This is a genomic window from Haloferax sp. Atlit-10N (assembly GCF_003586325.1).
Lineage (GTDB): Archaea > Halobacteriota > Halobacteria > Halobacteriales > Haloferacaceae > Haloferax > Haloferax prahovense.
Window position 1 is genome coordinate 13,861 of sequence record NZ_PSYX01000013.1, and the last position, 20,527, is coordinate 34,387.

General features: G+C 57.8%; 25 protein-coding genes. 11 read left to right on the forward strand and 14 right to left on the reverse strand.

What is annotated here, in order from left to right; translation table 11 throughout:
• Positions 1 to 4 precede the first annotated feature (4 nt).
• The 8 genes from C5B91_RS20145 to C5B91_RS20180 form a co-directional block, all read right to left on the reverse strand.
• Positions 5 to 280, reverse strand: coding sequence for a hypothetical protein (locus tag C5B91_RS20145; RefSeq protein ID WP_115820233.1), 276 nt, complete (start codon positions 278 to 280; stop codon positions 5 to 7).
• Complete coding sequence (locus tag C5B91_RS20150; RefSeq protein WP_115820234.1) at positions 277 to 531, reverse strand: hypothetical protein; 255 nt, start codon at positions 529 to 531, stop codon at positions 277 to 279. The genes C5B91_RS20145 and C5B91_RS20150 overlap by 4 nt, the downstream gene beginning before the upstream one ends.
• Entirely contained in the window at positions 531 to 3,290 is a 2,760-nt protein-coding gene (locus tag C5B91_RS20155; RefSeq protein WP_115820235.1) for a hypothetical protein, read from the reverse strand. Before C5B91_RS20155 ends, C5B91_RS20150 begins: the two co-directional genes overlap by 1 nt.
• Positions 3,291 to 4,151: a hypothetical protein gene (locus C5B91_RS20160; protein ID WP_115820236.1), complete on the reverse strand. Its 861-nt coding sequence runs from the start codon at positions 4,149 to 4,151 to the stop codon at positions 3,291 to 3,293. It lies immediately after the preceding gene.
• Positions 4,152 to 4,153: 2 nt separating this feature from the next.
• The gene (locus C5B91_RS20165) at positions 4,154 to 4,615 is read right to left on the reverse strand and encodes a hypothetical protein (protein ID WP_233514308.1); all 462 of its coding nucleotides are present in this window, start codon (positions 4,613 to 4,615) and stop codon (positions 4,154 to 4,156) included.
• Positions 4,616 to 4,740: 125 nt separating this feature from the next.
• Complete coding sequence (locus C5B91_RS20170) at positions 4,741 to 5,040, reverse strand: hypothetical protein (RefSeq protein ID WP_233514309.1); 300 nt, start codon at positions 5,038 to 5,040, stop codon at positions 4,741 to 4,743.
• A complete protein-coding gene (locus tag C5B91_RS20175; RefSeq protein ID WP_115820239.1) occupies positions 5,037 to 5,465 on the reverse strand; it encodes a hypothetical protein in 429 nt (142 codons plus the stop codon). The genes C5B91_RS20170 and C5B91_RS20175 overlap by 4 nt, the downstream gene beginning before the upstream one ends.
• A 48-nt stretch (positions 5,466 to 5,513) precedes the next feature.
• The gene (locus C5B91_RS20180; protein ID WP_115820240.1) at positions 5,514 to 5,996 is read right to left on the reverse strand and encodes a hypothetical protein; all 483 of its coding nucleotides are present in this window, start codon (positions 5,994 to 5,996) and stop codon (positions 5,514 to 5,516) included.
• Between the two features lie 148 nt (positions 5,997 to 6,144).
• Between C5B91_RS20180 and C5B91_RS20185 the strand changes: the two genes are divergently transcribed.
• From C5B91_RS20185 to C5B91_RS22160, 6 genes are all read left to right on the forward strand, one after another.
• Positions 6,145 to 6,447 carry a hypothetical protein gene (locus C5B91_RS20185; RefSeq protein WP_119712970.1) on the forward strand — a complete coding sequence of 101 codons (303 nt, stop codon included), beginning with the start codon at positions 6,145 to 6,147 and terminating at the stop codon, positions 6,445 to 6,447.
• Positions 6,437 to 6,997 (forward strand): hypothetical protein, encoded by a 561-nt coding sequence (locus C5B91_RS20190; RefSeq protein ID WP_233514310.1) that lies wholly within the window; start codon positions 6,437 to 6,439, stop codon positions 6,995 to 6,997. The genes C5B91_RS20185 and C5B91_RS20190 overlap by 11 nt, the downstream gene beginning before the upstream one ends.
• Positions 6,994 to 7,944 carry a hypothetical protein gene (locus tag C5B91_RS20195; protein ID WP_115820242.1) on the forward strand — a complete coding sequence of 317 codons (951 nt, stop codon included), beginning with the start codon at positions 6,994 to 6,996 and terminating at the stop codon, positions 7,942 to 7,944. Before C5B91_RS20190 ends, C5B91_RS20195 begins: the two co-directional genes overlap by 4 nt.
• Before the next feature lie 177 nt (positions 7,945 to 8,121).
• The gene (locus C5B91_RS20200) at positions 8,122 to 8,757 is read left to right on the forward strand and encodes a hypothetical protein (protein ID WP_115820243.1); all 636 of its coding nucleotides are present in this window, start codon (positions 8,122 to 8,124) and stop codon (positions 8,755 to 8,757) included.
• A gap of 5 nt (positions 8,758 to 8,762) precedes the next feature.
• Entirely contained in the window at positions 8,763 to 9,266 is a 504-nt protein-coding gene (locus tag C5B91_RS20205) for a hypothetical protein (protein ID WP_147374895.1), read from the forward strand.
• Positions 9,259 to 9,414: a hypothetical protein gene (locus C5B91_RS22160; protein ID WP_158544191.1), complete on the forward strand. Its 156-nt coding sequence runs from the start codon at positions 9,259 to 9,261 to the stop codon at positions 9,412 to 9,414. The genes C5B91_RS20205 and C5B91_RS22160 overlap by 8 nt, the downstream gene beginning before the upstream one ends.
• Before the next feature lie 131 nt (positions 9,415 to 9,545).
• Here the strand turns inward: C5B91_RS22160 and C5B91_RS20210 are convergent, their stop codons facing one another.
• A complete protein-coding gene (locus C5B91_RS20210; RefSeq protein ID WP_115820245.1) occupies positions 9,546 to 10,271 on the reverse strand; it encodes a recombinase family protein in 726 nt (241 codons plus the stop codon).
• Positions 10,272 to 10,425: 154 nt separating this feature from the next.
• Between C5B91_RS20210 and C5B91_RS20215 the strand changes: the two genes are divergently transcribed.
• The 5 genes from C5B91_RS20215 (at position 10,426) to C5B91_RS22020 (ending at position 15,881) form a co-directional block, all read left to right on the forward strand.
• Positions 10,426 to 11,454: a hypothetical protein gene (locus C5B91_RS20215; RefSeq protein WP_115820246.1), complete on the forward strand. Its 1,029-nt coding sequence runs from the start codon at positions 10,426 to 10,428 to the stop codon at positions 11,452 to 11,454.
• Positions 11,455 to 11,510: 56 nt separating this feature from the next.
• Positions 11,511 to 12,488: a hypothetical protein gene (locus C5B91_RS20220; protein WP_115820247.1), complete on the forward strand. Its 978-nt coding sequence runs from the start codon at positions 11,511 to 11,513 to the stop codon at positions 12,486 to 12,488.
• A complete protein-coding gene (locus tag C5B91_RS20225; RefSeq protein ID WP_119712971.1) occupies positions 12,488 to 13,327 on the forward strand; it encodes a hypothetical protein in 840 nt (279 codons plus the stop codon). Before C5B91_RS20220 ends, C5B91_RS20225 begins: the two co-directional genes overlap by 1 nt.
• A 432-nt stretch (positions 13,328 to 13,759) precedes the next feature.
• The gene (locus tag C5B91_RS20230; protein WP_115820249.1) at positions 13,760 to 15,187 is read left to right on the forward strand and encodes a hypothetical protein; all 1,428 of its coding nucleotides are present in this window, start codon (positions 13,760 to 13,762) and stop codon (positions 15,185 to 15,187) included.
• Between the two features lie 457 nt (positions 15,188 to 15,644).
• Positions 15,645 to 15,881, forward strand: coding sequence for a hypothetical protein (locus tag C5B91_RS22020; RefSeq protein ID WP_147298802.1), 237 nt, complete (start codon positions 15,645 to 15,647; stop codon positions 15,879 to 15,881).
• 317 nt (positions 15,882 to 16,198) lie between these two features.
• Here C5B91_RS22020 and C5B91_RS20240 read toward each other — a convergent pair whose 3' ends face one another.
• Genes C5B91_RS20240 through C5B91_RS20260 form a run of 5 tightly spaced genes read right to left on the reverse strand, consistent with a single transcriptional unit; the run spans position 16,199 to position 20,448 of the window.
• Positions 16,199 to 18,301 (reverse strand): AsnC family protein, encoded by a 2,103-nt coding sequence (locus tag C5B91_RS20240; RefSeq protein ID WP_115820250.1) that lies wholly within the window; start codon positions 18,299 to 18,301, stop codon positions 16,199 to 16,201.
• Positions 18,298 to 18,537, reverse strand: coding sequence for a hypothetical protein (locus tag C5B91_RS20245; RefSeq protein WP_115820251.1), 240 nt, complete (start codon positions 18,535 to 18,537; stop codon positions 18,298 to 18,300). Before C5B91_RS20245 ends, C5B91_RS20240 begins: the two co-directional genes overlap by 4 nt.
• Positions 18,534 to 19,421 carry a DNA adenine methylase gene (locus tag C5B91_RS20250; RefSeq protein ID WP_115820252.1) on the reverse strand — a complete coding sequence of 296 codons (888 nt, stop codon included), beginning with the start codon at positions 19,419 to 19,421 and terminating at the stop codon, positions 18,534 to 18,536. Before C5B91_RS20250 ends, C5B91_RS20245 begins: the two co-directional genes overlap by 4 nt.
• Entirely contained in the window at positions 19,418 to 19,975 is a 558-nt protein-coding gene (locus C5B91_RS20255) for a hypothetical protein (protein ID WP_115820253.1), read from the reverse strand. Before C5B91_RS20255 ends, C5B91_RS20250 begins: the two co-directional genes overlap by 4 nt.
• Entirely contained in the window at positions 19,972 to 20,448 is a 477-nt protein-coding gene (locus C5B91_RS20260) for a hypothetical protein (protein WP_115820254.1), read from the reverse strand. Before C5B91_RS20260 ends, C5B91_RS20255 begins: the two co-directional genes overlap by 4 nt.
• Between the last annotated feature and the right edge of the window lie 79 nt (positions 20,449 to 20,527).

Genomic DNA, 20,527 nt, shown 5'->3' on the forward strand with positions numbered 1-20,527 from the left:
CGCATCAGTATCCCCCGCGGTAGAGTCGCTCCTGCTGTTTTTCTTGCTGATGGCCACTATATATCGCATACAGAATTATGTCGATGAGAAAGATGGGGACGATAGCGAGATAGGCGGCGCTCTTGATGCGTTCGAGCGGCGTCGAGACCCACGTTCCGGTCACGTACGGAAGAGACTCTGCGACTTGAACGAGTTCCGCGACCCCGGTATTGAGGAAGACGACAAAAGCGGCCACCTGCGCGAGACCGATGACCACGAAGACGAGTGTTCGAACTCTCATCTTCGCACGCCCCCAATTGAGACGCCACGAGAGAGTGCGGTCACGAGCATGCCGACGAGGACAAAGCCGAGGAACCACGTCATCGCCTGTTGGATGTAGAGGCAGTTGCGTGCACCCTCGACGACGGTTGGTGTGTTAGGGTTGCACCCCACGCCCATCATCGGATTGACAACTGCTTCGAGAACGTCTTTGAGCGGGATAGAGACGACGAACGTCAGCGCGAGTTTGAGATAGGTCGACATCGTCGGCATCAACGATCACCTCGAAGACCCCGGAGGAGATCGTCGACGTCGGCGATTGACGATCGCCAGATGTCTTCATCAACGTCGAATCCAAACACTTCGTCGTCGCTGACCTCGTCAAACGATGGTTTATCGAAGCGCTCTCGCTCTCGTTCGTACTCTGATTCTATCTCGGTCTCGATAGCGAGTTCGCGCTCTCGCTCTCGTTCCATTTCGGAGACTGTCTCTGTCTCGAATTCTGTCTCAACACGCTCGGCCTCGCGCTCAAGCTCGCGTTCGAGTTCTGCAGAGCGTTCGAGTTCACTTGTCATCTCACGAGTCGCTTCTCGTTCGCCGACGCGTTCGGTCTCGAAGGTCCGTGCCTCAACGCTGGGTCGTGTGGCGAGCTCGCGTCGCTGTGCTTCGCGCTGAGCGAGGTCCCCCGTCGCGACCTCGGAACCAGTCGCTTGCCGTTCGAGGCTTTCGGCTTCGGCCCTGACACTTCGTTCGACAGCGCGCTGGTTCCGACGCTCAACATCGCTCAAGTCCCAGGGCTCTCCAAGCTCATCCTGTGGTTCACGACGAACTCTTCGACGACGTGGTCTCCTGAGATCTCGCTCTAGCGCTCTCCGTTGACGTCGGGTCTCTTCTTCGAGAACATCCGGATCAACTGTATATCGTTCCGAATCTGCGGCGCGTGATCTCCGAATAGATTCAAGATCTCTGTTGGATTCTGATTCGAAGTCTTCGAGTTGTTCGCGTTGAACTTGGCGTTCTTGCTCTGCGAACCGTCCTAACTCGAACTGTGCTTGATCGAGATCTTGTTCGGCAGCATCTGCCGCGTCGAGTTCGGGGGACATCCGTCCGGGAGATTCGTCAACCTCTACCGACGGGCGACTACGCGGCCCAGCGAGATCTGCTTGGGCGCGGCCCGAACCACGAACGAATTCTCCGATTTGGGATGCTTCTTCTCGAGCGAAGCGCTCGACATCGTATCTAGTTCGTCTAATTCGCCGAGTCAATTCCGAAGTGGCTGGTCTGACACCCCTGTCGTACGCGGCATAGGCGATTTCTTCGTTATCTATCCGCCCGCCTGGAAGCCGGCTGAGGACACGCTGGCCGCGAGTTGAGCGTGACAGCGCTGCAGTCGCCACGTCAGTCGCAATTTCTTCGCCGGGTTGGACTGCGTATCGGGCAACTCGACCGGCGCGTCCGGACGCCGCAGCGAGCCCACCGACAGACGCGACAAGTGATCCCGCGACCATCCCGCCAACGCTGGCTGGATTCTGCGTTACTGACTCCGCGACATCTGCTTGAACTGCAGTCGCTGCATCTTCGACATCGCTAGCGACATCGCCAGCGTTCCCTTCGGCGGCTTCGCTACCGACGTAGTAGACAAACTCTGCGCCTTCTTTGAGTCCAAGTGCGGTTGCGGGGACGTTCCCGAGCTGGGCCGCGCCTTCGACAGTCCCACGTGCGAACTCTTCGCCTCGTGTGCGGCCCGTGGTTGGGTTGACGGCGATGTTGTCGACCCATTGGGGTGTGTATTCATCGACGGCGTCGTAAGCGGTCCTGCTGGCGACGACGTACGGATTGTATTTCGAGGTGAGGTCGACGGCATCATCGACGAACTCGTCGTAGTCCGCCGAAGCGGCACGGAGGTAGTCTTCGACGCGTTTGCCGTCGCCAACGTAGATTGGGATGTCACCGAACTGTTCGTCGGGCCGGTCTGGAGTTGCGGGCTGGTTTTGAGCGCTGTCGGGGCTGCGATCGACGCTGGCGACCCATCGACCGTCTTCTTTTCGGACGTTGTCGATCTGTTCGGGATCGACGCCGATGTCTTCGGCGATGCGTTGTCTGGCGAGTTCGCGTTCGCTTGTGCCGATGCCTTCGAGGCTGTTTCTGCGTTCGCCGGTCCGGTCGATAGAAGCGACCCATCGACCGTCTTCTTTTCGGACGTTGTCGATCTGTTCGAGATCGACGCCAGCCGTCTCAGCGATCTGTCGTCGGGCTTGTTCGCGTCGACTGCGACCGGTTAGTTGCTCTTCGAGTACGCTCTCACGGCGTTGTCGGCTTCGTTGCTCGGCGGCTTGTCGCTCTGTCAGGATTTGTTCGCCGGTGTCGGTCAACTCGGCGACGAGACGATCTCCGTCACGACGGATTCGGACATCATCTTCAGAGAGGTCGTATTCGTCAACGACGGTCTGTTCGAGGTCGCGGGCGCGGTTTCCGATTCGATCTGACTGGGTTTCGACACCCTGCTGAACGTCGAGTCCGCCGGGCTGCCCTGAGACGGAGCCGGTTGCTGGTGCGATGTCTGAGTAGGTCTGGCGGTCGGGTCCGTCTCGCTGTTCGTCCTCGGTCTGATACCGATTACCTCGTCGTTGGCTTTTACGCTGCTCGACAATGCTCCGGTCGGCGTTTCTGGAGTCACGACCCGACTGTTCTGAATCGTTTCGGTCTTGTTCGGGGGATCGAGATGGGTCTGATTGGGGTTGGGACTGGGATCCACCGCTGGAGCGACTCGACGAGCCAGTGCCAGAGTCTGAGCTGTCTCCTGAGTCATACCGGTCGCCTCGCTGCTGACTCTTCCGTTGTTCGACGACGTTTCGGTCTTGTTCTCGGGATTGGTCGATGCTCGACCCTGTGTCGTTCGATGAGTCCGTGGAGTCGGTGCGGTCATCGTCTGCGTCGCGTCGAGCACGGTCGCGTGCGTCTCGAACGTCTTGTTCGGTTTGGCGTGCGGCTTCGTCGTCTTCTGGGGAGTTGCCCGCGTCTGGGAGTGCCATTCAGATCACTCCTGGAATCGTGGCGAATATTGGGAGTGAGAGCCCACCTCCGACGCCGCCACCGCCGCCTGCGATGGAGGTTGCGAGCGAGGGCCCGAACATCCCGAGAGCGAGCCCTGCCGCAAAGATGAGGACCAGGTAGAGTTGCTGTCGGGAACTCCAGTCGAGTTCGGCGAGCTTCCCACGGGTCTCTTGGCGCTTCATGTCCTGCTGTGTGACCTTGCTACCGAACAGACGGAAGCCGTCGCGGAACGACAGGGCTCGTCCGTCGAAGCCTTCGGTTTCGGCGTGGATCGCGACGTCTTTTCCAGCGCCGTCCGTTCGGAGATGTTCCTCGTAATTGCCACGCCGGCGCTGGCCGCCCATGTATGCTTCAAGCGGGTCGGTGATTTCTCGGCCTTCTCGGAGCGCCCACGTGAGTGCGTATTTCCCGTTTTGTCGGTATGGGAAACTCAGGCGGTCTGCTTTGTACTCTTGCCCGTCGACGGTGCGGAATTCGTGGTCTTCGGAGTTCCAAGACCCTGCGACGGGTTTCACGACCCCGTCGCCGTAGATCTGGTTGATGATCGTGTCGCCGCCGCTCGATTTGAGCATCAGTTTGTATCCGATGTCAACGATGCCTTCAGCGATCGTGTGGCTCTTTGGAATGATTCGGAACAGGATAAACAGCGGAATGGAAAACAGGGCGATGAGGCCTTGGATGGTGACTGCCCCGAGTTTTCCGAATCCGTCGCCGATTGTCTGACCGACGCTGGTTGACTCTCGGAGTTTGCTTTCGAGTTTGTCGCGACGGGTTTCTGGTTGCGTGTTGTTCTGCTGTTCGTCGTGGTTGTCGGGTTTGAGTGGGTCGTTGTCTGTCATGGTCAGTTCCAGGGGAGGAGTGAGCTGAAGCCGCCGCTCTTGCTGGGTTGTTCTGCGCCACGGCGCTCGGTCGAGAGATGGGTCTCCATGATGGCGCGCAGGAGTGTTCCATCTCCGAGGGACTGGCGGTCGGTTCGGACTTCTTCGATGATGACGCGGATAGCCTCTTTTTCGGCCGGCGACCAGTCACGCCGTTCGCCAGCGAAACTGTCTCCATCAACGTCCTGGGCGATTTCGCGGAAGACGCCGGTGCAGAGGTCGTTGTACTCGTGACCGAGGATGATTCGGTCCGCGAGGTTCTCGTTGAGAAGTCGTCTTTTCCTGTCGTCGTAGTACTCCTCGTCGTGGCTCGCGAGCATCTCTCCGGACGAGAGATAGGGCTTGAGGATTGCGACGAGCGATTCGTACTCTTCGGACTCGATGTCGAGGCCGGTTAGGTTCTCCCAGAGCTCGTCAGGGTCCATCTCTGAGAGTGGATCGATTGCCGGTCCTTCATTCGATGCACGTTGGGCGACTGCACGTTCGATATCGCCCGCGGTTCGCTCTTGAATTTCTTCTTGACGGTGTTTGTGGCGTTCTTCTTCGGACATTATTGTGACACCTCGTTAGAACCCGCAGAGGAGATGACCGCGTCGTAGACGACGAGGAGACAAGTCAGCGACGCCGCGAATGCAAAAATCTGCATTTCGGGACTGACGATGACGGCCGTTTGATTCGCGTCAGAGAGATGGCTGAGACTGCCGGCTCGGAGCCCGAGCAGGCCCCACGAAAGTGCTCCGAGAAGTGCGAAGAGGCCCACGTTGTCGTGGTTGTCGACAACGAGTGTGACGAGAAGCGCGATCGTCCCGAACGCGAAAAGTGCGTGGGATTGCGAGACGAGGAGGCTCATGAGAGCCACCCCCAAATGGCGGCGATTCCGAGGAAGAGGACGATCACAGGAAGCGCTTGCCCGCCGGACGAGAGTGTCTTGTTGATCCCTCTGGTTGTCTCGCTGGGCTCGGCGTAGGCGTATTCGATGTTCACGGTAGCACCGTCTGGTGCGCTTGAGCCAGACAGTCGCGTCAGTTCGCCAGTCGACGTGTTCCAACTGTAGTCGGATCCTTCGGCGAGTGTGGACCCGTTGTAGACAACGGTTTCGTTGTCTCGGTACCGAAGTGCGTCTCGTTGGTCGACGAACGATCCAGAGTCTGTGAGGGTTATCTCCTCGGTAGTGTGCACCGGAACTCCGCTACCAGCGTACGCGGCCGAGAAACCGACGACTGCGACGATGCTGATGATGAGGATACCGGCGAACGATGTGATCTTTGAAGTCATGGCTCAGGCGGGTTGTGAGCGGAAGGAAGGTGGTGGTGTGTGGTGCGCTTACCGTCCGCCGCCGCCCATCCCACCGAAGTAGGAAAGGGCGACTCCCGCACCGACAGCGATCAGGCCGACGCCGATCAGGGTGAACGCGGTGGTCCCGTAGTCGGCGAACGTGTCAGTCATGTTGGTCCATGCGTTGACATTGTCCGGGTTGGAGACGATGTCGGTGGAGTAGAGCGCTCCGAGGACGATCAGGGCCACGACGGCCACGATGATGCCTCGCGCGACGACCATCACCGAGCCGCCGATACGAGCGGTGATAGTCGTTTCTTCGTCGAGGTTTCTGGATTCGATTCCGAGATGGTCTGCGATAGCGCACCCCGCTGCGATTGCCGTTCCCATATCGGTCCCGGCGTGTTCGAGCGCGGCGCGTTCGAATCGGTCGTCGGTCAGTTCGTCGGTGTCGCCTGGGGTGACTTCGAGGTCGGTCTGGGGAGCCGGTCGCTCCAGCCCCGAGACGCCTGCGGTTGCACATGCAGACATGTTTCGCACGAGGTGGCGGCTTGCCTTATAATTCCACTAGCAGATTTACAAAAAACAATATGGGTGTATGTCCGCACATGGGTACAATAAGCGTTAAGAGCCGAGTTATGCCCAATTTTACTAGTGTATATGCCTAGTTCTGTTTTCTATGGCACAGTCGACAAAGAGTGACGAGAACGGTGATATGCCTGCCTCTGTAGTTGAGTTAGGACATCGTCGAAGTGTTCGAGTCACTGATCTGATCCGAGACGAGATGGGTGTCTCCTCGATTGCCAGCGCTGCGATGGATGCTGATAGGCGGAACATTCAGCGCTCCGGGCACAGTCTGAACATCAACATCCCCGCAGATGCGGTCGATTGGTTTGGATTTGAGCAGGGCGACGACGTCTCTGTAATCAGGTTTCCAGACGCTGTTTTAATCTCGCGAGTGGAGGGCGATGATGAGTTCTGATCAACCGAAGCAGAAGACGATGCGGGAGAAGCTCATCGAAGACGCGCAGGTCGAGGTCCATGAAGCGCGGTCGAAGGTGACGCGAGTGAGACTGATGTACGACCATGTCCCGCGTGCATGGCGGCAAGAACTTCAAGAGGCTATCATCGCGTACTACTACGCTCTGCGACCTCTCCGGACGGAAGGTATCATCGAAGAATGGTGGGGTTCGGTCGAGCTTTCAAGCGAGTGGACTCGCGAGGTTGTCACCGATACGGAGACGGTTGTCCGCGAGACTGAGAACGGTGGTTTTGCTGAGGAAACCGTGGACGTGACCGAAGTTAAGCCATACCGGGGTCTCCAAATCTTGGAGGAACTTGAGACGGCAACAGTCTCTGAAACGGTCGAGAAGTCGGACATGCGTGGGACGCGGTATGAGTCAGTCTCCCGCCAACTCGTTTTGGATGCTCCAGTTCTGATCGACATAGCGGGCGTGCTCGACGACGCGGCGACGAAGCTCGGTTTTTCGCCTTCAATCGAGCTGCAGGACGCGGAGGGAGAGGTCGTATGAGTTCTCAGGAACCGAAGATCGTCGATCGGATGAAGTCGAGAACCGAGCCGGAAAATCTCAAGAGCCACTACTCGGAGATGCCGGACCCGGTTCGTGAGAATCTCATTTTGCGACGGAAGATCTGGCCGCGGATGAACGTGTACAATGAGAACTGGATGTGTTGTCTCGTTGGCGAGACTGGGGATGGGAAGTCTTACGCCGGACTCCGTCTTGGAGAAGCTCTGGACCCCAATTTCGGGCCGCATAGGGTGACGTACTCCGTTGAGGAGTTTCTCGAACTGGCGGCGAGTGACCTTCCGCCAGGATCAATTATCATGCTCGAAGAGGCGGGTGTGGCCGCCGGGAACCGAAACTGGTACACCGTCGCCAATCAGGTCTTAGACGCTCTAACGCAGACATGGCGACATCGCAACCACGGTGCGATTATGACGGTGCCGGACTTCGATCTGATCGATTCACACGTTCAACGTCGGTTCCACCACCTCGGAATCATGGTCGGGAAAGACGAGTCAGTGGGGAAGTCGAAAGCTCGTTGGAAGTACATCCAGACGAACAACGAGACCGGGATGATGTATAAAAAGTACCACCGGATGGTCGGTGATGACGGTGTACTCCGTCGCCACAAGTGGATGAAGTTCAAACTGCCCTCGCCAGAACTCGTGGAGGAGTACGAGTCGACGAAGGGTGATTTCACCGATGGGCTTGTTGACGATCTGCTCGAACGCGTGCGTGCAGAGTCGGAAGACGCGGAAGCGGATCAACTCTCACCGATGGATGTTGCCCGAGAAATCCTCGACGAGGAACGGGTTGATGAATACATCAGTGAGGCGTCTGGTGGTGAGTACTTCGACCGGGATATGGTGAAAATAGACTACGCGGTGAGCGAAGCTGAATCGAAGCAGATCAAGAAGCTCGTGGTCCGGGAGGCTGATTTAGATGTCATGTAGAAATCCAGATACAGATTCGGGACACCCACCCACCCCCCCACACCCTTGTGTTTATATTAACTTGAGATACGCGAATGGCGGGTCGTCGGGTCGGCGGATCCGTCGGTCCTTCGGCGTTTCTTCGCGTGTACGGGCGGCGAGCGCGGCGCTCGCGCTGTCTCATGGTGGTGGGATGTGATGATTCGATCACTGTACAACCGAACGATTCGACCGTTCTTGCCGAGGAAGTTCGCGAACCTGAACGGGGTTGCGGTCAGGACGAGGAAGTTACTCGACGTCAACGACAACATGCCCGAGTTCAAGGAGCACCTCATCGAGCCGCTGCGTGAGCTGGGCTCGCCGGGCGACGAGATCGTTGTCATCGGCGGAGGCCAAGGTGTCGCCTCTGTCGTCGCAGCTCGTCAAGTTGGCCCAGATGGTCACGTGACGACGTTCGAAGCATCTGCTGAGTACGTCGACGTGACTCGAGAGACGATACGTCTCAACCGTGTCGAGGCTGAGAGCACTGTCGTTCACGGTCTTGTTGGTTCGGGAATCGATGTCTGGGGGCCACTCGGGGATGCTGAGATGATCGAGGCTGATGATCTCCCCAGTGCCGACGTCTTAGTCATCGATGCGGAAGGTGCAGAGCTCGGAATTCTATCAGAGTGCCCAATCGAAGAGAAGTTCGGTCACGTCATCGTCGAAACACACTCGGTGTTTGGCTCGCCAGCAGAAGAGATCCGCCCGCTGTTGGGAAGTCGAGTCCAGGCCATTGCACATGTCGATCGAGACGACGTGACCTTTGTCGCAGCTTGTGGTGATTCGAAGTGAGGGTTTTGTTCGAGGCAATTGAAGAGACGACAAGGAAAGGCCCGTCGATGATGTTTAGCCTCGGTCGGGTATTTGCCATTCACAGCATCGGTCTAATCGTCGTGATGGCGCTGATGGGCGTGATGTTGGGTGGGAATATCGGACTTGATGCGACTACGATCGACCAGGCCCGAGTCCCGGCAGATGACTTCGACATCGATATTGGAGAGGTCGAACGCAGCGACAACCCATACATCCCGAACGAATTCGAGCAGCCGTACGGTGACCAGTCCGTTGAGCCACCAGCTCAGCGTTCGGCAATCGCAGAATGGTATCGCTCCTGTATCCAGAAGATGATCGATACGGGGCTGGGAACGGCGATCGTAGTGGGGAACGCAACCGCACGCTTCGCGTTCTCGAATAAGTGGGTCCCAGCAATCGTTTACGACTCGGTTGGTGCGTCTGGTTTGCTTGGCTTCGTCGGATACCATTTCGTGAGGCTCAACCGGAGTGTGATGTCTCATGGCTGAGTCGGCGACAGAGGACGTCGAACTTGTGCAGGACATTCTGTCGGCGTGGGACAAGATCGTCTGGGCAGCGTTCGCGACCTTGTTCATCGCGGGGGTTGTCGTGTTCGCAGACGGATTAGTCACCTCGACGATGGCGGTGGTTCCATGACGGGTGAAACGTCCGGAGACGGAGCTTCACAATACGACGGCGTCCGTGGATTCATTCCGGATACCGACGGCGATAGAAGCTGCCGAAGGACTTGAAAAGATAATCCGTGACAGGAACCGTTGGAAGAGCGATTAAAGTCCGTAGAGTTCTTCGCGGTCGAGTGAACGGTTGATTGTTCTCCTCGATGTTCCGAGTTCCCGAGCAGCCTTCCGCTTTGAGAGCGCACTGTCGTCGACAAGTTCGAGGACGGCACAGACTCGGTCGAAACCATCGGCCTCGATGAGGTAGCCGTCGTCTTTCTCGAAGCCGAGTGGAGCGGGTCCGTGATGATACTCCTCGTTCGCCATGCGCGTCTGGATTCCTTCTTTGGTCCGTTGCTTCGCGATGTCAGCTTCGAGCTGGGCGAAGACGCCGAGGAGTCGGAACATCGCGTCTTGGTATGGGTCACGCTCGCCGGGCACCAGGTCGAAGTTCTCGCTGATGATGTGGAGTGCGGTCTCGTTCTCCTCGACGATCCGTTCGGCAGTCTGGTCGAGATCGCGGATGGAGCGGGACATCCGGGAGACGCTATGAACGACGACCGCGTCGTAGTGTCCGGCGTCGACGTCGTTGAGGAGGTCTCGGTAGCCGTCGCGGTTGGTGTTGGTTCCTGTGGACTTGTCGAAGTACAGGGTGGTGTCTCCGAGATGCATTGGTGAGGTTGCAGCACCCGCCTCGATCTGCTCTGCGAGTTCTTCGGGGGTACCGCTCGTTTCGAGGTTCGAGTCGAGGTCGGCGGCGAATTTGAGTGTGCTGGTGACTTGTCGGGCGAGGCTTTGATCGAGGGTCGAGACGCGGGCGTAGCAGGCGACGTTCATGCACAGGGGTTGGTTGACTTAAGCCTAGATAGTTTCGCCCAGTCTGTGCGGGTATGGGAGTTCTCGCACAGGGGGAGAAACTGGATCAAGGTTGTGACTAGCTAAAATCTCTAGCGCAACCAGTATTATCTAGCTGAGAACCATTGCACAAACCATGTCCGACCAGATCGAGGAGATTGCCGGGGTGATCATCCTGCTCGTCATATCGGCCGTGGTTATTGGCGCGCTTTACACGGCCGCTATCGGCGTCAACTCCGAACGGGAAGCGTTCCAAACATCGTCCGACAGTAGTAGTCCGGTCTCGCTCCAAGGAACAAACATCACCGATCTCGAAGTGCAGCAGTCACTCGGAACGAAAGCATCGTTCTCCAACGGGTTCGCGAAAGGGAACTTCAATTGGACTCCCGACAGCAGCTGGACGCTGTCGACTTGGGTGAGTGTCGACGACCCCGAAAACCGGACCGGGATGATGACCGTTGTTTCTGCGGACGGTCGCGCGACGATACTCTACAACGCGACAACAGACGAGTGGGTTGGAATCGTCTACGACGACGCCTCGATGACAACGCACCAGATCGAAGCTTCCGCAACCGACCCATCGAACAGCACCTTCCTGACCCTTGAGCGCTCTGGCGACGAAATCTATCTCACCGAATCTGCAAATGTATCTGCGTCTGGAACGGTGAACGACTCGACGTCGACAACAGCGGTGATCAACGCGACAAACCTCCACGGGACGCTCGAGGAAACGAGAGTGTACGATGTCAGAGTCACGGCCGGCGAACGCACGGATCTCTTCCAGAATCCCGTGCAGCCAATAAGCCCCGACCCAGTCGCACGCGTAATGTATGATTCATGGGGAGACTCGATCAGCGGTATCCCGATCTTCGGCGGCGGAACTCTCTCAGCAACAGGTGCATCGGTGGTCGAGGGGTTCGCGGGTGCTAATGTCACATCATCGGACTACGAAGTGTCCAGTGGTCAGGTGGTCCGCTCGGACGGCGGAGTTCTCGACGGATCACCGATGTACGTCTCGTACGCGTCGACTGTGACGACCGCTTTCGCGTCAGCCCTTGTCGGCTTCTCGAATGCTGCTCAGACAGCCATGATCGTGATCGCGATCTCTCTCATCGCTGTGGCCGCGGCGTGGACACTCGATATGTTCGACTCGGCCGGTAGATAGCCTGAAATCTCCATCCACACCAATTTTACTAGGCGATTCAGCCAGTCGTCATAGCCATGGCTGACGACGAACAGACGGTGAAGCTTGGTAACCAGAAATTCACTCGCCGACAAGTGCTCGCAGCGCTTGGAGCATCTGGCGTCGCCGCGGCTGGCGTCGACGCGGCGACAAGTGACAGCGGCGATGAAGTGATGCAACTTGGTGGGGGTGGTCTCGACGACACATTCCGGTCAGAACTCTACTCGGGTCCGTCGAACTTCCCGCCGGATAATCCATCTCTTGGCGACATCTGGTTCCAGACCGACACATCGAAGCGACTTGTCTGGGCCGGCGACGGCTGGTACGACCCAGGACTGGATACACATTCGGTAAGTGCAGATGACGGCTTTATCGGGGTGACCCACCTCGGCCACCTGACAAGCACCCCGGGCGATAGCGCGATCGAGGCAGACAACACAGCAATCTACAGCAAGCCAGACGGGAAACTCTACAAGAAGCCCTACGGTGGCGCAGAAAGCGTCCTCTCCCCTGGGTTAAATACGCAAGAAACCGACACCGTGAGCGGAGTCAGCGAAATTGTCATCACGGGGTTGGACAACACGTTTGCAGGCTACGAAGTCCGATTATTCGACGTCCAGCTGTCTCAAACCGCCGAGCTGAACATCCAGTTATCAACTGATGGTGGCTCATCCTACCTGAGTGGCAGCTACAAGTGGCAGCACTCCAACTTCGAAGCAGGTTCTCAAGATGCTCCATCGACTGGCTCTGGAGCAGCGGACATTGAGTTGACGAAGGTTCTCGGAGCGGGCAGCGCCGACAGTTCCCAAGCCAAAATCGAACTCTCACATCCGGCGAACACGGCGACGAAACCATCTGTCGATTGGGATGTGAGCGGCATCGCCGACTTCGGCGAAGTTGCAAAATACGAGGGCAGCGCCTTATGGAATGGTTCGGCGACCGCATATGACACGGTTCGAGTCTTCCCGACAAGTGGGACGATGACCGCCACATATGTCGTTCAAGGGGTTGCATAATGGGCGTCGCTGCCGGCTCAACGTACCGTTTTGCAGTTCTGAGCGAGCCGTTCGGGAGTGGGGTCACAGACCCCACGTTCGAATACGACCCCACGAGAGACAAGCCATACTTGTTGTCGGTGAACGACAACAACAACAACACTAGCCCCCTGTACGAAAGTTCGGAGCCAAACTTCGCTGACCGGAGTTTGGTAGCGTCGGATATAACCCCCGAACTATCTGACGACGTAGGGTCAAACATCCAAAATTACGTCAAGAGGGACGGGACATACTACGTTTTCACGAGTGAAAACGACACAGATGCAGGATTATATACGGGAGACTCATTAGCAAATCTAACACGATACGGAGTGACCCTCCCTGGAGGGTCCGATTGCGGAGCATGGGAACAAGACGGGACGTGGTATCTCTTTGTCGAGGGGGAGCCGTATGAAAGTCAACCAAGCTCGGATTACCTTCGAGTGAACACCGCGTCGGACCCAACCGGCCCCTGGAACGACCAAGGGGTTTGTTTAGACGTTTCGGGAGAACCGTGGCATACTGGCGACCCAAATCTCCAGATTGTCAACGGCGAGCTCCAGATGTTCATCGACAATTCTGAGCAACATCCCAACTATCGAATTGCCCGATGCACACCAGACAGCAGCGATTTGCTATCGTGGTCCGTTGAAGACGAGCAGGTTACATTCCAAGGGGGAGGGGATTTCGATTTCCAAGATGTTGACGGCCAGATAAAGGGATTCGTGGAGTTCGCGGGCAACGACGCTCAAGGAATCGGATATTTCGAAGAAACGCATATGACGAGCAAGGGGTACCGGGTTCCAATGTGTTCGCTCTAACGTTGTCGTTGGAGATCCACCCCCGGTTTAAACCAACACCGCTAAACCTATCAACCCGCGCTAATATTCGAATCTATGGACCTTCGGTGGAGCCACTTCTCAAAATCAATTCATCTACTTTTGTCGGTAGGCGTCCTGTTCGTTTGTTTTTTTCTTTACAGGTTGCACAAATGGCCATTCTTCATCATATCTTTAGCAGTTTTTGCCTCACTAATCGTATATCCGTTTGTCAACCTCGACAACAAAATAAAACACCTCACATTTGACAGACGGCCTCTCATCATCCTCCTATTTGTCTCTATAAGTGGGAGCTTCTACAGCGCACACCAAACTGGTTGGTCAGAACTCACGTATTTCAGTCAAGCTATTACTATTACAACTGCCGCGGTGATTATCTTACATCACCACACTCGGGATTGGCAGCGAGCTGGAATGGCCGCATCTCTCGCAGTTGTTATCGCTGCAACGGCTCAAATCCCCTATGAGGCCGGGGTTTGGGAACCAGACACCTACTACACCCATGTTGGACTGATCCAGAGTATTCTAACCCAGAACGGGTTCGATCCTATCGGTCGCCTGTTCTTCCCACTTCACCATGTTCTCGTCGCAGAAGCCTCGCTCTTCAGCGGTCTTAGCGCTTTTTGGACATACGTCGTTGTTGCCACGATCATATATTCCGGTATTTGCGTCATCTCTTTCCTCCTCGCGCGCCGCTTTGTCAACTCAAAAGCCGCGGGGATTGCAGCTATGGTCCCGGCTGTGGCAGACTATGGGAACTTCACACTCACCCATCCTGGGAAAATGACGTTTGGCTACGGGATCTTGCTCGTTGCCCTTGTCTGCCTCTATATTTATGATCGTAATCAAAGAGTGGAAGCCGCCGTCCTCACCTTCCTCGCAATGTTCGCGATGGTGATTATCCACCCCTTTAGCGGTGCTGTGATGTGGATGATCTTAATTGTCCTCTCACTGGTTTCCGGTCGCCGCGCATTCGGTCTCCCGGCTGTTGTTTATTCGATTCTGTTCTGGGGGTATTTTGTCACCGCTGCTCACCCACACTGGACCCGGTTCATCGGAGCAGCCGTCATCGACGTCATGGACGTGGTGACTGCAACCGGAGAAGAATCAGTCCAGGGCGCAAGCCGATTCGCGACGTTATCTTTCGACTTAGTTTTCCAGATGTTCGGACAAGCAGTCCTCTTATTTGGTGCTGTTTGGGGGGGACTCTACATCCTGAACAAGTATGATCGGCTATTGCGGTTCCGCGAACCAATTGCGATTACAACCCTCACGTTAGGGGTCGCGGCGGTCGGATCGGTCGTGAACGTGTCTTACATATTACCACAACGATGGTATCTCCTCGGCTATCTGTTTGGTATCAACGTACTGTTCGGACTCGCGATTAGCCGACTCGAAAAGCCCCAGATCGCAGTCGCTGCTATCTTTTTATTGGCTATTCTGGCCCCGGCGTCTGCAATTGCTGGATTTAGTTCAGCGATGTTCTACGACGACCCATATTTCAAATCCTACGGGACCGCGGAGGAGATCGAAGCACAACCGTGGATAGACGGTTACGCCGATGGCGAACTTTATGGCCCCCATGGAGTCATGTACTCCGCCCAAAGCCGGGAATCACAGCTGTATCGTCCAAGCGGGGGTTTGCAAACGACTGCGATAACAGAAGATGATTTATTAATCTATGACAGAGAATACGAAAGAACAGGGTTCATAGTGAGTGGGACAGGGATGCAAGTTGGTGATCGGGATTACCTCTACCCACAAGAAAGAGGATTGGCCTCGAATCTCAGCAAAATTTATGAAAACGGGGAAATAGGAATGTATGAGAATGCAACGACGTAGCCTCTATCAGCGGCTACAGGGGCGCTCGCAGATTTATTTAATCTGGGGATTGTGTACCGTTCTCGGGGGGATAGCCGCAATCGCAGAGTCGGCTGGCTTTCAAATCGCGTTGCCACTTGCAATAGGGCTTGTTGCGGTCGTTGCAATCGTCGACATCTATACCGATGTCTCGATAATGAGACTGAATTAAGCGGTGAGACAGACTAATCGGGTAATCCACACCAAACACACTCGAAATAATCGGTTGACGCAATAGATGAACCTACAAGCTGATTCTCTCTCCCCGACGCAGAAATAAAGGCCCAGAAGCGCGGCGGGGGGATCCCCGGCACGTCCAAACTCGCACGGGTTGGCCTAGAATTTTTCGCGCGGGCAAGCCGCACTGGCTCAGGACCGCACGGAACATATGATTCCGTCGACGGGAACATATATTCCGCCCGGTCCTCATCAACACAACATGGCGAAACACACAACGAGGGACAAGATTTGGTCCACGGCGTTGCACGTCGCGCATTCGCGGAAAGATCGAGAGATACCAGCTGACCGTGAATTCGGCCACCGTGAGGTAATGGAATCGCTCGACGTTGAGGTGAGTGAGAAGACTGTCCGCGACTGCCTCCAGTCGATTCGTTCTGAGGGGTGGCTTAGGTCACCCGGAACTGGAATCTATCACGCACCCGGTGCGCACGACTGATCTCGGGCACAGCGAGTCGCCGTCTAAATTTTTCGCGCGGGCAAGCCGCGCCGAGTAGGCGCGGCGACCCCCGTTTCATGTGTTTCATCTGGAGTCTGAGCGCAGCGAAGACTCCGGTAATCTTGGTGTGTGGCTCTTTAGCCACACATCTAACGGAGAATCAGGGGGGTCCCCCCGGATTCGGAGTGACGGCGGCCGCGGCGCTGGTCGAGGTGAGACGGCGCCAAGAAAAATTCAGTCGCTAACGTCCTGAAAACACAGACATTCTTGCCGGGACTAACGTCAGAGAACAGCGTTGCCACTCGCGAAACCAGACGTCAGCCGATGAGCTGACGCATCTGACCGAAGCTGTACGTCAACGGAGCGGAGGTGTCGTGCGCCTCACCAACGACATCGAACTCACGGACGAACTGCCGCCAGTCGTTGCCGGTTACCTCAGCCCACTTCGCAGCGCCGGTTCGGAGGATACGCTTGACCTCCTCACGCGTCGCCTGCGGTGCGAGTTCGAGAAGCTCGCGACCATCGTCGCGGTCCTGGCGGTCGCGGACGTAGTTGCGCAGCCAGCGCTCCCACGGTCCGTTCCCATCGCCGTACGTGTCGGCGCGGATGATATCGTCGGTCGCCTCTTCAAGCGTCGCCGAGACCGACCGCCGAGCGGACTCGATGTGCTCGACGATCCCCTCCGCGATGTGCTTCGAGGCGAGTTCGACGTGACCGTACTCGTGAATCACGAGATCACCGAGGCGCTTCAGCGCGCGATAGACCGTGTCGATGTGGACGCCGATTCGCTCAGCGAGTTCCGCCGGCGAGATGTGGCCGCCGTCAGTCACCAGCTCGTCGGTGATCGCGACGTCCGTCTCGTAGAGATTCGCGGCGGTGGCGAACATCCGAATCTCATCGTCCTGCTGCTGCGCGATACGAGGCAGCGGGTTGTCGATGACCTTGACCATCCGTGCCTCGCCTACGACTTTGAAGTAGTCGTCCGCGACGAACTTCTGGTGGTCCGGTGTCACCGGCAGGTCCGACCAGTTCAGGACGTTCAGCAGTCCCTCTTCGAGTTCCTTGTGGAGCTGGTCGACGTCGTCGAACCGGAGCGTGTCGTCGAACAGCGAGTTCTGTAGGGAGACGCCGATCTTCGGATTCTCAAGTTCAGTCCCAGAGACCGCCTCGGGGTTCTTCATGTGATAGTGCTTGAACTCCTTCGGCAACTCGTGGCCTCCGACGACCTCGGCCGCGCGCATCGCGCAGATCGTCGCCGTGTGGTAGTAGCCGGCGCACTCGCGGTCGTCGCGGACCGTCTTCGAGTAGCCGCTCCGCTCGCGACCGAGAATCAGCGAGATGCGATGGAGCGTGCCGTCGAGCGCGAACACCTTGCCAGTCTCGCCCTTCTTCGCGCGGACGTACAGCTCGGCGTCTGTGATGTTCGACGACTCGTGGATCTTCTCAGGGGCAAGCGCCTGGTAGTCGACTTCCGTGAACGAGTTCCAGCCGAACTCGTCCTGGCGCTCGCGAAGCTCGCGCAGCGCCTCGAACAGGACGGTCGGGTACTGGTCGAACTCGAAGTAGCTCCCGCGCGTCTCGACGTCGACGCCGAGGATGTTGTGCGGGTTCGGGATGTTCTTCCCGCTCTTCGAAGTGATCCCCGGCCACCGCGGCCGGACGCGGAAGTACGCACGCTTTCGGTTCTCGTCCTTCGCGTCCTTGAACGACTGGTAGGCCGCTGGATAGACGCGGATAAGGAACTCGGGAACGTCGTCGAGTCGCCAGTCCCACCGACCGAGGTCGGTACTGTCGTTCGGCGTCGCGAGACCGGGGTTGTCGGCGTAGCCGAACTCGACGTTCCACTCTTCATCGTCGTACTCGATGCCGGCGCGAAGGTTCCCGTGCTCCTCGAAATCGTGCATCTTGAACAGCGAGACGAGTCCGAAGTAGGTCGACAGAGAGTTGTCCCACTTGAGATAGGCGCTGAACTCGTGCGGCTGCGGGAGGAGGAACTTCCGCAGCCCCGAGACAGCGGTCTTCGAGTCCTGTCCGCGCATCGTCCGAGCGCGGGAGCCGCGTTTCAGCTTCCGCTCGTGTTCTTCCGCTTCGGCGCAGGCGTAGAAGTGGTCCTCGCGAACGTCCTTTCGGATGTGCGTGCCGCCACAGAAGCGACACTCGCCAGTCGGCTCCAGGTCGCAGTTCCACTCGTGTTCGAGTGCGGCCTCCTCGGTCTCGAAGCTCGTCTGGCAGTAGCGACAGGCCGCGACGAACTCCGGCATCTCGAATTCGACGTCTTCGGAGTCGTCGTCGACGGTCGAACCGGGCTCGTACCCGTTGTCAACTGCGGACGCGACGGTGTCCTCGTCGCTCGAAGTGACGACGTCCGCGTCGTCGAGGACAGAGAACTCCGCGACGACCTCGCCGGAATCGTCGCTCACCGGCGGTCACCTCCGACGTAATCGACACGGCTACCGCGAATCTCGTAGGCTTCGTAGAGCGACCACTCGGCAGACTCTTTGGCTTCTTCGTAGTCTGAGCGGACCTCGTGGCGAATGTCGCTGTTCCCGTCTCGGTAGACCTCTAAGACGATCCGGTGTTGAACGACTGCACGGCGACGATCGTAGCTCGTGTACGGTCGTTCCTCCCACTCGCAAATCTGTCGAGTGAAGCTCACCGGCGGTCACCTCCGGAGGCTCCGAACGAGCCAAGAGTCTGCTGATTCAAGTCTCGGAACGAGACAGCGTGGTCAGGATCAAACGTCAGCAGCAGCCTCTCGGGACACTCTTTGTCAGTCCCATTCGCGCGCGAGAGTGTCGATGTAACCGTTCGCTCGCGGAGTCCCCACGCGTCTGGGTAGTCTGGTAGTTCTCCGTACGAGATAACAGCGTCTCCCTCGATGTCCGCGAGCTGCTCTATGAGCGCGTCGTGGTCGACACCGTGGTTCGGGTAGTAGCCCTCAGACCGAACTGAGAGGTACGGCGGGTCGACGTAGAAGAGCGTCGTCTCCGAGTCGTATCGGTCGAGAACGTCACGCCAGTCGAGACATTCGATGGTAACTGCCTCAAATCGGCGAGAAAACGCTTCGAGCCGCTCTCGGGAACGATGATAGTTCCTGGCTTGCGAGTCGCACGCGTATCCTCGCGCGGACGTCGACGTCGAGAACGAGTTCCGCTTCGTGAGGTCGCCGTTGAACGCAGCCTGAACGAGATACCAGTACTGACCAGCACGCTGAACGTCGTCAGTAGGCTGGTCATCCGTGTGGTAGTTCTCTGAGAACTGCTGGTAGAGACTCCGCGAGTACGGTGTGTAGTGGAGCCACTCGAGTAGCTCTTCGCGACTGTCTCGAAGGACCTCGAAGAAGTTGACCAGGTCGTCGTCGAGATCGTTGTAAATCTCGTTGACCGATTCTGGCTTGTGAACAAGGACTGCTGCGGACCCACCGAAAACCTCGACATAGGTGTTGTGCTCCGGGAAGTGGTCGATGATCCACGGTGCGAGACGCGCCTTCGCGCCGGGGTAGTTCATCACCGCTTTTCCGTATTCGATGCCGCGGCTCACCGGCGGTCACCTCCGTAGGCGACGCGAACCTCTTGACCAAACCAGTCGGTAATCGACTGCGAGGAGTAGCCGCAGATGTCACAGACGAGCACCCCGACGACAGACCCACGAGTCCACTCATGGCGTCCGTCGTCGCAGGGGCCGTTCTGCGTCCGCTGATGGAGTTCTTCGAGAACGATGCGGCGATGGTCGTGGCGGTCGTCGGAACGCCACGAGACGAGCCAGACGGGGCGCTCGTCGGCGTCGGACTGAACCGTCGCGAGGACTTCGCGAGGTCCGGTGGTTCGGAGGTAGCTCCGGAAGCGCGTCTCGAAGTCCGTCGACTGCCACGAGACTGCGAGCGCGTTGTCGACGCCGTCTGCATCGGCGGCCTCCTCGACCCGAGCCCGCGCGTGCTCGAGAGACTCGGGTGGTGCGAGTTGTGGGAGCGCGCGGTCGACGAGGTCGTCGGCCCACTCGGGAACGTCGCGGACGATAGCGAAGACTCGCGCGCGGTCGTCGGGGTCGGCGTCGCCGTTCGCGAGCGCGGTGAAGTAGGTGCCGCGAACGCTCATCGCGACTCGACCTCCTCGCGGTCAAAGATCTGCGTCCAGGTGATCTGGCCGAAGGTCGCGCGTCCCTCCGCCTCGATCCATGAGAAGTTGAGGTCGGTGACCGCGGTCGCGGGAACGATTTTCGCAGCGATGACCTCGTCGGTGTTCGGGTCGCGGACGCTGAACAGATAGAACGCTCCGAGTTCGACGAGCGCTTCGTGCTGCTTCTTTCGCAGGTAGTAGCGACCGCGATCCTGCGACTCGTTGATGACGACCGCGCAGGATTTGGACTCGACTTCGGAGCCCTGTTCGAGGACGAGAACGCCGACGAAAGGAAGGTCCGGCGAGGGCCAGACCGCGCGAACGCAGACGATGTCGTACGGGAGTTCTTGCCCGTCGTCTCCGTTCTTCGGCGCGGCTTCGAAGCCGTCGACGCGCTGGATCTGGTCCGCTTCGGCGCGTTCGCCCGCACGCTTCGATGGTGCGAGGCTCACGCGCAGACCCCCCTCTGTTCGGGTGGAAAACCGCGGCAAAACAGGCCGCTTTGTTTATATACCCAATGGGACCGCCCGG